Source organism: Arthrobacter cavernae, assembly GCF_017368795.1.
Classification (GTDB): domain Bacteria; phylum Actinomycetota; class Actinomycetes; order Actinomycetales; family Micrococcaceae; genus Arthrobacter; species Arthrobacter cavernae.
In genome coordinates this window covers 54,057-67,525 of record NZ_JAFNLL010000002.1, presented here as the reverse complement: position 1 = coordinate 67,525, position 13,469 = coordinate 54,057, and the positions used below count along the sequence as shown (strand labels likewise).

Here is a 13,469-nt window from a genome sequence, read left to right as displayed (position 1 = left end):
ATCCAGTCATTTATGAAGTTATTCCCCGGACGCTGTGGGATATCTAACAAGAGGAAGCTTTGGGCGGCAGGCATCCGGCAGCGTGCGTCTAAGCGAGCACGCATGGGCCCACACCGCCCGGGTTCCCTGGCCGAGCTTGCGAGGCGAGGGAGGCGGTGCAGAGGATGTCTGCCGCCCAAAGCGGCGTAGGGGCTCAGCCCAGCAGCGCCCGCCGCAGCGTATCCAGCCCCACGGAGCCGATGTTCAGGGCTTTGCTGTGGAAGGACTTCAGCTCGAAGCCGTCGTGGGTCTCCAGTTCGGCGCGGATCTGTTCCCAGAGGCGCTGGCCCACCTTGTAGGACGGGGCCTGGCCCGGCCAGCCAAGGTAGCGGGTGAACTCGAACTGCAGCTGGCCTTCGCTGATGTCCAGGTTGGCCTTGAGGAAGTCGAAGCCCTTGTCCGGGGTCCAGGTGCCGCTGCCCCAGCGTTCGGGTACCGGCAGTTCCAGGTGCACGCCGATGTCGAAGACCACGCGGGCTGCCCGCATGCGCTGTCCGTCCAGCATGCCCATGTGGTCGCCGGGGTCCTTCAGGTACCCCAACTCCAGCATGAGCTGCTCGGCGTACAGGGCCCAGCCTTCGCCGTGGCCGGAAACCCAGCAGACGTTGCGGCGCCAGTTGTTCAGCAGCCCCCGCCGGTAGCTGGCGGTGGCAATCTGGAGGTGGTGCCCGGGCACGCCTTCATGGAAGACGGTGGTGGTTTCGGACCAGGTGGTGAAGGTGTCCTCGCCGGCAGGCACGGACCACCACATGCGGCCCGGGCGGGAGAAATCGTCGGACGGTCCTGTGTAGTAGATGCCGCCCTCGTCGGTGGGGGCGATCATGCACTCGAGGGTCTTCATGACGTCCGGGATGTCGAAATGGACGTCGGCCAGTTCGGAGATGGCGCGGTCCGAGAGTCCCTGCATCCAGGCCTTGAGCTTGTCGGTGCCCTTGATCTGCCGGGTCGGATCGTTGTTGAGGATGGCCTTGGCTTCCTCGATCGAGGCCCCGGGCTTGATCTGCCCGGCCACCCGTTCCTGCTCCATGATGAGCCGTTCGAGCTCCTGCACACCCCAGGCGTACGTCTCTTCCAGGTCCACCGCGGCGCCGAGGAACGAGCGCGAGGCGAGGGCATAGCGTTCGCGGCCCACCGCGTCCTTGTCCGGGGCCGCGGGCAGCAACTCGTCCTCAAGGAAGGCTGCCAGGGCCGTGTAGGCGGCGCGCGCGGCGGAGGTGCCGGCGTCGAGCCTTTCCTGCAGTTCCGCGGGCAGCGGGGCGCCGTCCAGACGGGCGTCCGCCGCGAGTTTGGCGAAGAAGCCGTCCGCGGCGGCATAGCGGCCGCACTGCTCGATGACGATCCGCACCTGGCGGGCGGCGGCCACCTTGCCGGCGTCCCTGGCGGAGCGCAGCGAGGCGATGTAGCCCTCCAGTGCGGCTGGGACGTTGGCCGCACGGCCGGCGATGTGGTCCCAGTGCCCGGCGGTGTCCGTCGGCATGAGGTCGAAGATCGCCCGGATGTCCTGGGCCGGGGAGGCGATGTTGTTCAGCTCGGCGGCGTGCCAGCCGGAGGCGTGGATTTCCAGGTCCAGGCCTAGGCGTTCGCGCATCGCGTCCAGCGTGACGACGTCGGATTCGTCGGCCGGCTCGAGCACCGCGAGCTTGTCCAGGGTGTCCCGGGCCGCGGCGGCCCGGGCCTCGGCCCCGGCGGGGGAGTAGTCGGGATATTCGGTCTCGTGTCCAGGCAGCCCGAGGATGGTGGCGAAGCTTGGATTGAGGGCCAGGAGCGTGTCTGTGTACGCGTCGGCAGCGGCATCGATGTCGGTCTTCGGGCGTACGGGAGCTGTGTTTGCGGTAGTCACCCGAAGAGCCTAACGGCGCGGCCTTCCCCCACGGAAGCGGCCAGCCCCTGTGGAAGGCGGTGGGGACTTAGCCGCGGCTGCGCTTCCAGGCGCCGGGCCCCGGGGTGGGGGACAGGCGGAGCTGCTGCCGGCGCACCCAGTGCCGGGTGCTCGGCTGCCGGGGAGCCTCCGACGCCGGAGTGGACAGGGAGGCGACGACGGCGGCCAGCGCCGCCAGTTCCTCGGGCGTCGGTTCGCCCTTGACCACCGAGAGGAACGGCGCCGCCGGCTGGGCTGCCGCAGCCGTGTCCTGTGTACCGGCGTCCTGTGTGCTGGCGCTCTGTGTGCTGGCGTCCGGGCTCACAGGGGGATGTTCCCGTGCTTCTTGGCGGGCAGGCTGGCCCGCTTGTCGCGCAGGGCCCGCAGGCCCTTGATGATCTGCAGGCGGGTGTCGGACGGCGCGATGACGGCGTCCACGTAGCCCAGTTCCGCGGCCTGGTACGGGTTGAGGAGCTCTTCCTCGTACTGGCGCACCACCTCGGCCCGCTTGGCCTCGACGTCGCCGCCGGCCTCGGCAACGGCTGCGAGGTCGCGCCGGTACAGGATGTTGACGGCACCCTGGGCGCCCATGACGCCGATCTGCGCCGTGGGCCAGGCAAGGTTGAGGTCCGCGCCGAGCTTCTTGGAGCCCATCACGATGTACGCGCCACCGTAGGCCTTGCGGGTGATGACGGTCAGCTTGGGGACGGTGGCTTCGGCGTAGGCGTAGAGCAGCTTGGCGCCGCGGCGGATGATGCCCTGGAATTCCTGGTCCTTGCCTGGCAGGAAGCCGGGGACGTCCACCAGCGTGATGATGGGGATGTTGAAGGCGTCGCAGTGGCGGACAAAGCGGGCGGCCTTCTCGGATGCGGAGATGTCCAGCGTGCCGGCGAACTGCATGGGCTGGTTGGCCACGATGCCCACCGTGTGGCCTTCCACGCGGCCGTAGCCGATGATGACGTTGGGCGCGTAGAGGGACTGCATCTCCAGGAAGTGCGCGTCGTCCACGATCTGCTCGATGACCTTGCGCATGTCGTACGGCTGGTTGGCCGAGTCCGGGATGAGGGCATCGAGGGCGAGGTCGTCGTCGTTGAGCTCAAGCTCCTGCTCGTGCTCTAGCGCCGGGGCCTCGGAGAGGTTGTTGGAGGGCAGGAAGTCCAGGAGCTCGCGGACGAACTCGATGGCGTCGGCCTCGTCGCTGGCCAGGTAGGTGGAGGTGCCCGTGGTGGCGTTGTGCTGCCGCGCGCCGCCCAGGGTCTCCATGTCCACGTCTTCACCGGTCACGGTCTTGATGACGTCCGGGCCGGTGATGAACATGTGGGAGGTCTTGTCCACCATGACCACGTAGTCGGTCAGGGCCGGGGAGTACGCGGCGCCGCCGGCGCACGGGCCCATGATGAGGGAGATCTGCGGGACCACGCCGGAGGCATGGACGTTGTTGCGGAAGATGTCCGCGAACATGGCCAGCGAGGCGACGCCTTCCTGGATGCGCGCGCCGCCGCCGTCGTTGATGCCCACCATGGGGCAGCCGTTGCGGAGGGCGAATTCCTGGACCTTGACGATCTTTTCGCCGTTGACCTGGCTCAGCGAGCCGCCGTAGACGCTGAAGTCCTGGCTGTAGATGGCGATGAGGCGGCCGTCAACGGTGCCGTAGCCGGACACGACGCCGTCGCCGAGCGGCTTCTTCTTCTCCATGCCGAACGCCGTGGAGCGGTGCACCGCCAGGGCGTCGAACTCAACGAACGAGCCTTCATCCACCAGCAGCTCGATGCGCTCGCGGGCGGTGTTCTTGCCGCGGGCGTGCTGCTTCTCGATCGCCTCGGGGCCGGAAGGCTGCTCTGCACGGGCCTGGCGGTCGCGGAAGTCGGCAATCTTTCCCGCGGTCGTTGTCAGATCGTGGCTCATCAAGTGTCTCCGGCTCTGTAGCTGATTTACGCTGGCTGCATTTCGCGGACGGCTTTAAGTAGCATCCGTACAAAAAACAGGCCGTGTTGGCCAGTCTAGTGACGTCTTTGCCGTGAACCGCTGTAGAAACCCTACAATTTTCGGCCTCCAAGCCAAACACTTCGCCAAGTTACCCGCCGGTAACATAAGTGCGTTAGAGTGTCCCCATGACTCCAAGCAACGACGCTTCAGCCACGCCGTACCGGGCCTCGGGATCGCTCAAAGGCCGCACGCTCCTCATGTCCGGCGGAAGCCGCGGCATCGGACTTGCCATTGCCACCCGCGCTGCCCGCGACGGCGCCAATATCGTGCTCATGGCCAAGACCGGCGAGCCGCACCCCAAGCTTGAGGGCACCGTCTTCACGGCGGCCAAGCAACTCGAGGCGGCCGGCGGCCAGGCCCTGCCGCTGGTGGGCGATGTCCGCAACGACGGCGACGTCGCGGCGGCGGTGGCCGCCGCCGTCGAGCACTTCGGCGGGATCGACGTCGTTATTAACAACGCCTCGGCGATCGACCTCTCTCCCACCGACGCCGTGGACATGAAACGGTACGACCTCATGCAGGACATCAACGTCCGCGGCACCTTCCTGCTGTCCAAGCTCGCGCTGCCCGCGCTCCGCGCATCCGGGCACGGGCACATCCTCACGCTCTCGCCGCCGCTGAACCTGGACCCGAAGTGGGCCGGCATGCACCTTGCCTACACCATGGCCAAATACGGCATGAGCCTGACCACCCTGGGCCTTGCCGAGGAACTGAAGAACGACGGCGTGGCGGTCAACTCGCTCTGGCCCTGCACGCTGATCGATACCGCCGCCATCCGCAACATGCCCGGCGGCCAGCAGATCGTCCAGGCGGCCCGCGGCCCGGAAATCATGGCCGACGCCGCCCACGCCGTGCTCACGGGTGCCAACTTGGCGGCCGGAGCCGTCCCGGGCAGCGGCTCCGGCAATTTCTATACGGATGAAGAGGTGCTGCGGGCCGCCGGCGTGACGGACTTCAGCCCCTACAGCCTGGGCGCCCCCGAGGACCGGCTCGTCCCGGACATCTTCCTCTGAGCCGGACTTGCTCCGCTGCAGGGCAACTGCGGGCCCCGACTCGATAGGATTCAGACATGGATGCCGAACAGCCCGCCAGCAGCGAACCACGCACGCCCCGCCCTGAGTTGGACCGCCCTGCCCTGGACAGGGATGCCCTGCTCCACGCCGATCTCCTCTCAGCCACAGGCATTTCCCGGCTGGACATCGTTGAATCCACGGGATCCACCAACGCGGACCTGGTGCGGGCCGTGGCGGTGGAGCCCGAGAAGTGGACGGACCTGGCCGTGCTCACGGCCGAGTACCAGACTGCCGGCCGGGGCCGGCTGGACCGCCAGTGGGAATCGCCGGCCCGTTCGGCGGTGTCCGTCTCGGTGGTCCTGCGCCCCGTGAACGCGGAGGGCCTCCCGGTCCCTACGCAGAGCTATTCCTGGCTGTCCCTTCTTGCCGCGGTGGCGCTGCGTGAGGCCCTGCTGGAAACGGCCGGACTCCCCGCCGACATCAAATGGCCCAACGACGTCTTGGTCCGCGGCAAGAAAATTGCCGGCATCCTGGCTCAGATGACGCCGCTGGGCGCTGGATCGGTGCCCGCAGTGGTCCTGGGCGTCGGCCTGAACGTGACGCTGGAAGAGGACGAACTGCCCGTCCCCACCGCCACCTCGATGCTCCTGGAGGGTGCTGCGACGACGGACCGCACCGCGATCCTGAAAAGTTACCTGTCCCGCTTCGCCGCGCTGTACCGCAGTTTCTGCAACGCCGACGGCGACCCAGCGGCCGGGCTGGCCGGCGGGACCTCCCTGCACAAGCGCGTCGAGGCGGCCATGGTGACCCTCGGCCGTGAGGTACGGGCGCACCTGCCCGGCGACCACGAGCTGGTGGGCCATGCCTCGCGGCTGGACGAACACGGCTCCCTGCTGGTGGTTGACCACGGCGGCCGCGAGCATGTGGTGACCGCGGGGGACGTTGTCCACTTGCGGGCCACCGAAAGCGGCTATGCGTAAAGACCTGCTTCCGGGGGAACAGGTGATCGTTGAGACGAGGCAACAGGCGCGCATGCTGGTGCTGCCTGCGCTGGCCTTCATCCTGCTGCCGGCCCTGGCTGCCTACGCCTGCGCCTGGATCGTCAAGGGCGGCCCGCAGCGGCTGCTCCCCGCAGTGGTCACCGGCGCCTGGACGCCCTGGCTGCTGGGCCTTTGCCTGGCCATCGCAGCAGTGATCCTCTGCGGCTACAGCCTCCGCCGCGCCCTGACATGGCGGTCCATCAGGTACACGCTGACCAGCCGCCGGATAATTGCCCGCTTCGGCATGCTTCGGCGCGGAGACTGGCAGGTCTCGCTGGCCGCCGTGCGGAGCGTGGGCGTGCGGCAGGGCCTGCTCCAACGAATGTTGCGCTCGGGGAATATATCCTTGGATACCGGGCACCCCGGCGAAACCGTCCTGAAGAACGTGCCGGAGGTCCGAAAGTTCCGGAGCTTCATTCTTGACGCGATGGACGATCTCCCCGATGGTGAGATTTTCGAGGCCGATGTACTGACAGACTTCAGCGATGAGGCTTTGCCCTGGGAATTGAGAGAAGGTGGAAGAGATGAGCGTTGAGGACCAGCAGTCCGGCGAGGACCTGGACGAGGATTTCGACGCCGTGCCGGAACCTTCCGTGGACGAAGAGCCGGCCGCGCCGGCAACGAACGCTTCCCCGCCCACCGGGGTGATGTCCGCCGAGCGGATCGCCATCAAGGCGCTCGAAGCCCGGCTCCTCGGCGGCGAACGCAAGCTCCGCCGTCGTGAAGTCGCCGCGGGTGCGGGCGTGTCCCTGCTGTCCGCGCGGAAACTGTGGCGGGCCCTCGGCTTCCCCAACTTCGGCGACGAGGACGTGGCGTTCACCGAACGCGACAAGGCCGCGCTGTCCACCATCCTGGACCTGGTGCGTGCGGGACTGCTGACGGAAGAGGCCGCCATCTCCGTCACCCGCTCCATCGGCCAAATGACGGACCGCATGGTCGTCTGGCAGATCGAGGCCCTGGTGGAGGACATGGTCTCGGAGCAGGGCATTCCGGATGCCGTGGCCCGCAAGCAGCTCGTCAGCCGGCTGCCCACCCTGATCGATGCCCTCGAGGAAATCCTCGTCTACTCCTGGCACCGCCAGCTGAACGCCGGCGTGCAGCGGCTCGCCGTGCGCGCGGAAGCCGGGCTGCAGGCCAGCGAGGAAGGCCGCGAAGGCGACGAGGACGATGCTCCGCTGCCCCTGGCCCGTGCCGTGGGCTTCGCCGACCTTGTCTCCTACACCAGCCTGTCGCGCCGGATGAACGAGAAGACCCTCGCCCAGTTGGTGCAGCGCTTCGAAAACAAGTGCGCCGAAATCATCTCCGTGGGCGGTGGCCGCCTGGTCAAAACCGTGGGCGATGAAGTCCTCTACATCGCCGAAACCCCGGCAGCGGGAGCGGAGATCTCGCTCGCCCTGGCGCAGGCGTTCACTGAGGACGAGATCCTGCCCCAATGCCGCGTGTCCATGGTGTGGGGACGCATCCTGTCCAGGCTCGGCGACATCTACGGGCCCACCGTGAACTTGGCCGCCCGCCTCACAGCACTGGCCCAGCCCGGGACCGTCCTGGTGGACGCCATGACGGCTGCGGCTTTGGGCCAGGACGAACGCTTCGTGCTGGTGCCACAGAAGTCCGAGAACGTGCGCGGCTTCGGCGAAATCCACCCGGTCATGCTGGCCCGGGGCCGCGGCAAGGGCCTGGTGCTGGACTAACCGTTTTGTCCGCCCGGGCTCCACCGTGCACGTCGGGGACCGCACCTTCCACCAAGGACAAGCATGAACTCACAACCGGCAGCCTCCGCAGACACCGCTTCCGGCGAACCTGGTTTCAGCCTCAGCTATGGCTACGGCACCGACCGCGGACTGCGGCGCGAGCTGAACGAGGATTCCTTCATCGCCTCGGATCCTGTCTTCGCCGTCGCGGACGGCATGGGCGGCCATGAGGCCGGCGAAATCGCCAGCGGCACCTGCGTGCGGACCCTGGCCAGCGCTCCGCAACTGTCCGCTGGCGTGCGTTCCGCGACGGCGATGGACCTGCAGGCGTGCCTGCTCGACGCCGACTCCCGCATCCGGGCGGCCACCGGCGCCCGCGCCGGGACCACCCTGTCCGGCGTCGTGGTGGTCGAACAGATGGGCATCCCGTACTGGCTGGTGATGAACATCGGCGATTCCAGGACCTACCGGCTCAGCCAGGGGGAGTTCTCCCAGGTCAGTGTGGACCACTCCGAGGTGCAGGAACTGGTGGATTCCGGCGACATCAGCCCCGAACAGGCCGCCGTCCACCCGCGCCGCCACGTGGTGACCCGCGCCTTGGGCGCCGGAGACGAGACCGAAGCCGACTTCTGGCTGCTGCCCATCCAGGAAGGCGACCGCGTCATGGTCTGCTCCGATGGGCTCAACGGCGAACTCGGCGATGAGCACCTGTTCCGGATCCTCAGCACCGTTGCACGTCCCCAGGACGCCGTCGATGCCCTGATCCAGGCCGCCCTGCGCAGCGGCGGCAGGGACAACGTCACCGTGATCGTGATCGATGCCAATAACGTAGCCGGCGAGGCCGGTGTTGCCACCACAGCCCCGTACCTCAGTGCCGCGGACGGCATCGAATAGCTCGCGCCGCCCGGATCCTTGGCCCGGCCGCTGCCGGGGCGGATTTGCGAAGGCCGGGTGGGCTGTAGGAAGATTCCGGAAACACCCCCAACTTTGGGCGACCCCAACCGCCCAGCCGAGGTACCCATGATCCGTCGATCCTCCGCACCCTCCGCCGCCCGGCGCACGGTGCTCTCCGTACCGCTTGCCGGTGTTGCACTGGCCTTGTCCTTGTGCGCCTTCCCCGTGGTGGCCGCGCACGCCGAACCGGCCTGCCCGCCAGGAACACTCATCTGCGCACCCACGGGCCCAGGGGACGCCACCGAAAGCCCCGCACCGGATCCCGCACCGCAGCCGGCCGAGAAGCCACGGCCAACGGTTTCTTCCGCGCCTCCTGTGGTGACCCCGCCTCCGGCACCGAAGCAGGAAGCCCCGCAGCCGATGCAGACGCCGGTGCCGTCCGCCACCGTGGAGGAAACACCGTCACCGGAACCCACGATGTCGGAGACCGCCACGTCGTCGGCCACTCCTTCGGCCACGCCCAGCCCCTCGTCGTCGTCGAACTGGAACACCCCCATCGACGACGGCAAGAAGAAGGCGCAAGCCGCCGTGCTGGCATCCGACAACGGCAACGGCCCCAACATGTTCGGCTTGTTCGCCATCATGGGTGGCGTGCTGCTGGTAGGCCTCGGCGGCATGGCCTTCGCACTCTGGATGCGCAACCGGGTGGCCGCGCACTGACGCTGGCCGTCAGCGGCAGTGCCCGACGGCGGGAGGCCGCCGCCGGGGACGGCATGCAGTTTGATTGTCGGCCCGGTGCGGCAAGATAGGACTGTGAGCACAGCAGAAACCGCAGATCCGGCAGACACGAACCCGTCCGAGGCATTGCGTGACGAGTACCAGAACCTGGCCGATCTGGTCCGCAAATACCGCTACGCCTACTACCAGGAGGACGCCCCCACGGTGTCCGACGCCGAGTTCGACGAACTCTACAGGCGCCTGGAGGAGCTCGAGGCCCTGCACCCGGAGCTGGTCTCCAACGATTCGCCCACCCAGGAAGTCGGCGGCGAGGTGTCCGCGGCCTTCGCCGCAGTGGAGCACCTGCAGCGGATGTACAGCCTGGAGGATGTCTTCTCGCTGGAGGAGCTCGAGGCCTGGGTCCGCAAGGCCGAGGGCTCCGTGGAAAAAATGGGCTCCACCGTTCCTCCCATCGCCTGGCTCACCGAGCTGAAGATCGACGGCCTGGCCGTGAACCTCCTCTACCGCGACGGCAAACTGGTCCGTGCCGCCACCCGTGGCGACGGCACCACGGGCGAGGACATCACCCACAACGTCCTCACCATCAAGGAGATCCCGCGCCAGCTGAGCGGCACCGGATACCCCGCCGAAGTCGAGATCCGCGGCGAGGTCTTCATCCCGTCCAAGGCTTTCCTCGAATTCAACGAGGCACTGGTGGAGGCCGGCAAGGCGCCGCTCGCGAACCCCCGCAACGCCGCAGCTGGTTCCCTGCGCCAGAAGGACCCCGCGGAGACGGCCAAACGCCCCCTGAGCATGTTCGTCCACGGCATCGGGGCGCGCTCGGGGCTGGACGCCCTCAGCCAGTCGGAGACCTACAAGCTGCTCGTGGACTGGGGGCTGCCCGTCAGCCCCTACCTGCAGGTCCTGGACTCCCTCGAAGCCGTCCTGGGCTTCATCAAGCACTTCGGCGAACACCGCCATGACCTCCTGCACGAGATCGACGGCATCGTGGTCAAGATCGACGACTTCGGCACGCAGCGTGCCCTCGGCTACACCTCGAGGGTGCCCCGCTGGGCCGCCGCCTACAAGTACGCCCCGGAAGAGGTCCACACCAAACTGCTGGACATCCAGGTCAACGTGGGCCGCACGGGCCGGGTAACGCCGTTCGGGGTCATGGAACCGGTCAAGGTGGCCGGCTCCACCGTGGAGATGGCCACCCTGCACAACCAGGACGTGGTCAAGGCCAAGGGCGTGATGATCGGCGACATCGTGGTGCTCCGCAAGGCCGGGGACGTCATCCCGGAGATCGTGGGCCCGGTCCTGGCGCTGCGCGACAAGCAGGACCCGCCGGTCCGGGAGTTCGTCATGCCCACGGAGTGCCCGTCCTGCGGCACGCCCCTGGCCCCGGCCAAGGAGGGCGACATAGATATCCGCTGCCCCAATGCACGGTCCTGCCCCTCGCAGCTTCGCGAGCGCGTGTTCCATGTGGCCAGCAGGGGAGCGTTCGACATCGAGGCGCTGGGCTGGGAAGCTGCCATTGCCTTGACGCAGCCGGCAGAACCGGAGACGCCACCGCTGACCAGCGAGGCGGCCCTGTTCGACCTCAACCGCGAGGTCCTGGCCGACGTCATGATCCTTCGGGAGAAACGCTCCAAGGGCGCCGGCACGGGCACGTTCGAGCTGGTGCCGTACTTCTACACGAAGGCAACCGCCAAGACTCCATCCAAGCCCACCGCCACCACGGAGAAGCTGTTTGCGGAACTGGCGAAGGCCAAGACGCAGCCGCTGTGGCGTGTCCTCGTGGCGCTGTCCATCCGGCACGTGGGTCCCACGGCGTCCCGGGCACTGGCCACGGCCTTCGGCAGCATGGATGCCATCCGCAGCGCCTCGGAGGAGCAGCTCGCCGATGTGGACGGCGTCGGGCCCACCATCGCCGCCGCCCTGACCGAGTGGTTCGAGGTGGACTGGCACCGGGAGATTGTCGACAGCTGGGCAGCGGCCGGGGTCCGCATGATGGACGAGCGCGACGCCGGCGTGCAGCGCACGCTCGAAGGCCTCACCATCGTGGTCACCGGTACCCTGCCCACGCTAAGCCGGGACGAGGCGAAGGAAGCCATCATCATCCGCGGCGGAAAGGCAGCCGGATCGGTCTCCAAGAACACCAGCTACGTGGTGGCGGGGGAGAACGCCGGCACCAAGCTGGACAAGGCCGAGCAACTGGGCATCCCGGTCCTGGACGAGGACGGCTTCCTGACCCTGCTGGCAGACGGGCCGGTGGCCGCCGCCGCAAGCGGCGAATCTGCCGCCGATGCCGCGTCTGAAACGGCAGGCGCCGAATGACCGCCACACTTGAGCTGCTGGCCGTCGCCAAGGCAGCCGCCGCGGCCGGTGCCGCCGTGCTAGCCACCCGCGCCGACGCCGCCGCCACGTCCGGCAGTTCCGGCGCCGCCGGCGCCCTGGGCATCGTCAACAAGGGCGACGCCGGGGACTGGGTCACCGCTTTCGACATCGCGGCGGAGAATGCCGTGCGCGGCGCGATCACGGCAGCCCGGCCGCAGGACATCATCACGGGCGAGGAACACGGCACCACCCGGCCGGAGAACCCCTCCGGCTACCGCTGGTCCATCGACCCGCTGGACGGGACCACCAACTTCATCCGCAACATCGTCTACTACGCCACCTCGGTGGCCGTGGCCGATCCCGACGGCGCCTGGCAGGCCGGCGTCGTGCATGCCCCGGCGCTGGGCCGCATCTACTCGGCGGCCCGCGGCCACGGGGCCTGGCTTGAAGAGGCCGGCCGGCGCACCCGGCTGACGGGTCCGGTACCCGGCCGCACCGGGCTCATCGTGGCCTCCGGCTTCAGCTACGACCCCGCCACCCGGGCCGACCAGGCCGCCGGGCTCGCCGGCATCATGGACGGCTTCGCGGATCTGCGCCGGCTCGGCTCGGCAGCCCTCGACCTGTGCATGGTGGCCGACGGAACCCACGACGCCTACGGGGAGCGGGGCCTGAACGAACACGACTACTCGGCCGGTGCGCTCATCGCCGAGGAAGCCGGCTGCTGGGTCCGCACACCCAGGATGACGAGCCCGCTCGACGGCGGCCCCAGCAACGAGGACCGCTTGGCGGCCTGGACCTGTGCCGGGACGTTGGAGCTCTCGGGCAAGTTCCCGCTCTAGGTGCCCGGGTGATAGATCGGTCACCATAACCCTGCTTTCGCGCGCCCGGCCCCATCCACGCCTCTAGCATTGATAAGTGCATTCGCAGATTACTGTCCGTCCCGCCCTGCCCGAAGACTACGAGGCCGTGGCCCGCATCACCATGGATTCCTACGTGACCGCCGGCTACTACGGCAGCGCGGACCACCCGTATCTGCTCAAGCTCCAGGACGTGGCCGGCCGCGCGGAAAACGCCGACGTCTTCGTCGCCGAACGGAACGGGCAGGTCATCGGCTCCGTCACCTCGGCCCCGGCCGGCGGGGACTTCAGCGACATCGGCCTCGAGGACGAACTCGAAATGCGCACATTGGTGGTCGACCCGGCCGTGCAGCGCTCCGGCGCCGGACGCGCCCTGGTCCAGGCCGTCGTCGAGCAGGCCCGCTCCCTGGAAGGCATCAACGCCGTCTCGCTCACCACCGGTGCCACGTGGGAAAGCGCCAATGCACTCTACGCCAAGACCGGTTTTGGCCGTGCCCCAGAGCGCGACTGGTTCGTCCCCGGCACCGACATAAAGCTGTTCGTTTACAGGCTCGACATCCACGGGTCATAAGGTTTCCTCGTAAACCCCGGTAACTTCTGCAACCAAGACGGGCGCAGCAACAGGAAAGGCGCGGCATGCGCAAGACATTCGGCTCGGGCTCGGTCTGGGAACAGACCCTCGGATACTCCCGTGCAGTCCAGGTGGACAACACGCTCTTCATTTCCGCCACGGCGGCTTCCGGCCCCGATGGCATCGTCGGCGATGACTTCTACTCGCAGACCAAGTACATCCTCGAAAAGCTCGGCGCAGTTCTCGAAGAAGCCGGGTTCTCCTACGAGGACGTTGTTCAGTCCAAGCTGTACCTGACGGATATCAGCAAGTGGGAAGACGCCGGCCGCGCCCACGGCGAGGTCTTCGGCGACATCCGCCCCACCCTCGCCCTGGTGCACGTGCTGCCGTTCCTCGACCAGGAAATGCTGGTCGAGATCGAGCTCGTCGCCCAGAAGAGCGCGTAGCCAGTAGCGCGAACGGA

At 68.0% G+C, this 13,469-nt stretch carries 13 protein-coding genes; 10 read left to right on the top strand and 3 right to left on the bottom strand.

Going from position 1 to position 13,469, the window contains the following annotated elements; genetic code table 11:
- Positions 1–193 precede the first annotated feature (193 nt).
- From J1902_RS00335 to J1902_RS00325, 3 genes are all read right to left on the bottom strand, one after another.
- Positions 194–1,879 (bottom strand): DUF885 domain-containing protein, encoded by a 1,686-nt coding sequence (locus tag J1902_RS00335; protein ID WP_207614204.1) that lies wholly within the window; start codon positions 1,877–1,879, stop codon positions 194–196.
- A gap of 67 nt (positions 1,880–1,946) precedes the next feature.
- The gene (locus tag J1902_RS00330; RefSeq protein ID WP_207614203.1) at positions 1,947–2,222 is read right to left on the bottom strand and encodes an acyl-CoA carboxylase subunit epsilon; all 276 of its coding nucleotides are present in this window, start codon (positions 2,220–2,222) and stop codon (positions 1,947–1,949) included.
- Positions 2,219–3,802, bottom strand: a complete 1,584-nt coding sequence (locus J1902_RS00325; RefSeq protein ID WP_207614202.1) for an acyl-CoA carboxylase subunit beta — start codon at positions 3,800–3,802, stop codon at positions 2,219–2,221. Before J1902_RS00325 ends, J1902_RS00330 begins: the two co-directional genes overlap by 4 nt.
- A gap of 206 nt (positions 3,803–4,008) precedes the next feature.
- On the opposite strand from J1902_RS00325, the gene J1902_RS00320 reads away from it, so the two are divergent.
- The 10 genes from J1902_RS00320 to J1902_RS00275 all read left to right on the top strand — a co-directional run bounded on the left by J1902_RS00320 (position 4,009) and on the right by J1902_RS00275 (position 13,452).
- Positions 4,009–4,896, top strand: coding sequence for an SDR family oxidoreductase (locus J1902_RS00320; protein ID WP_207614201.1), 888 nt, complete (start codon positions 4,009–4,011; stop codon positions 4,894–4,896).
- Positions 4,897–4,952: 56 nt separating this feature from the next.
- On the top strand, positions 4,953–5,876 hold the full coding sequence (locus J1902_RS00315; protein WP_207614200.1) for a biotin--[acetyl-CoA-carboxylase] ligase: 924 nt from the start codon (positions 4,953–4,955) through the stop codon (positions 5,874–5,876).
- Positions 5,869–6,471, top strand: a complete 603-nt coding sequence (locus tag J1902_RS00310; RefSeq protein ID WP_207614199.1) for a PH domain-containing protein — start codon at positions 5,869–5,871, stop codon at positions 6,469–6,471. The genes J1902_RS00315 and J1902_RS00310 overlap by 8 nt, the downstream gene beginning before the upstream one ends.
- The gene (locus J1902_RS00305) at positions 6,461–7,627 is read left to right on the top strand and encodes an adenylate/guanylate cyclase domain-containing protein (protein WP_207614198.1); all 1,167 of its coding nucleotides are present in this window, start codon (positions 6,461–6,463) and stop codon (positions 7,625–7,627) included. Before J1902_RS00310 ends, J1902_RS00305 begins: the two co-directional genes overlap by 11 nt.
- A gap of 63 nt (positions 7,628–7,690) precedes the next feature.
- Positions 7,691–8,521, top strand: coding sequence for a PP2C family protein-serine/threonine phosphatase (locus J1902_RS00300; protein ID WP_207614197.1), 831 nt, complete (start codon positions 7,691–7,693; stop codon positions 8,519–8,521).
- A 126-nt stretch (positions 8,522–8,647) separates the two neighbouring features.
- Entirely contained in the window at positions 8,648–9,241 is a 594-nt protein-coding gene (locus J1902_RS00295) for a hypothetical protein (protein ID WP_207614196.1), read from the top strand.
- A 93-nt stretch (positions 9,242–9,334) separates the two neighbouring features.
- Positions 9,335–11,578 (top strand): NAD-dependent DNA ligase LigA, encoded by a 2,244-nt coding sequence (ligA, locus tag J1902_RS00290; RefSeq protein WP_372434282.1) that lies wholly within the window; start codon positions 9,335–9,337, stop codon positions 11,576–11,578.
- Positions 11,575–12,417 carry an inositol monophosphatase family protein gene (locus J1902_RS00285; RefSeq protein WP_207614194.1) on the top strand — a complete coding sequence of 281 codons (843 nt, stop codon included), beginning with the start codon at positions 11,575–11,577 and terminating at the stop codon, positions 12,415–12,417. Before ligA ends, J1902_RS00285 begins: the two co-directional genes overlap by 4 nt.
- A gap of 76 nt (positions 12,418–12,493) precedes the next feature.
- Positions 12,494–13,006 (top strand): GNAT family N-acetyltransferase, encoded by a 513-nt coding sequence (locus J1902_RS00280; RefSeq protein ID WP_207614193.1) that lies wholly within the window; start codon positions 12,494–12,496, stop codon positions 13,004–13,006.
- A 65-nt stretch (positions 13,007–13,071) separates the two neighbouring features.
- Positions 13,072–13,452: a RidA family protein gene (locus J1902_RS00275; protein ID WP_207614192.1), complete on the top strand. Its 381-nt coding sequence runs from the start codon at positions 13,072–13,074 to the stop codon at positions 13,450–13,452.
- Positions 13,453–13,469: the final 17 nt, after the last annotated feature.

Bases quoted from the DNA above. Each gene is read 5' to 3' on its own strand.
- J1902_RS00325 (WP_207614202.1), bottom strand. From the start codon at position 3,802: ATGAGCCACGATCTGACAACGACCGCGGGAAAGATTGCCGACTTCCGC.
- J1902_RS00320 (WP_207614201.1), top strand. From the start codon at position 4,009: ATGACTCCAAGCAACGACGCTTCAGCCACGCCGTACCGGGCCTCGGGA.
- J1902_RS00315 (WP_207614200.1), top strand. From the start codon at position 4,953: ATGGATGCCGAACAGCCCGCCAGCAGCGAACCACGCACGCCCCGCCCT.
- J1902_RS00310 (WP_207614199.1), top strand. From the start codon at position 5,869: ATGCGTAAAGACCTGCTTCCGGGGGAACAGGTGATCGTTGAGACGAGG.
- J1902_RS00305 (WP_207614198.1), top strand. From the start codon at position 6,461: ATGAGCGTTGAGGACCAGCAGTCCGGCGAGGACCTGGACGAGGATTTC.
- J1902_RS00300 (WP_207614197.1), top strand. From the start codon at position 7,691: ATGAACTCACAACCGGCAGCCTCCGCAGACACCGCTTCCGGCGAACCT.
- J1902_RS00295 (WP_207614196.1), top strand. From the start codon at position 8,648: ATGATCCGTCGATCCTCCGCACCCTCCGCCGCCCGGCGCACGGTGCTC.
- J1902_RS00285 (WP_207614194.1), top strand. From the start codon at position 11,575: ATGACCGCCACACTTGAGCTGCTGGCCGTCGCCAAGGCAGCCGCCGCG.
- J1902_RS00275 (WP_207614192.1), top strand. From the start codon at position 13,072: ATGCGCAAGACATTCGGCTCGGGCTCGGTCTGGGAACAGACCCTCGGA.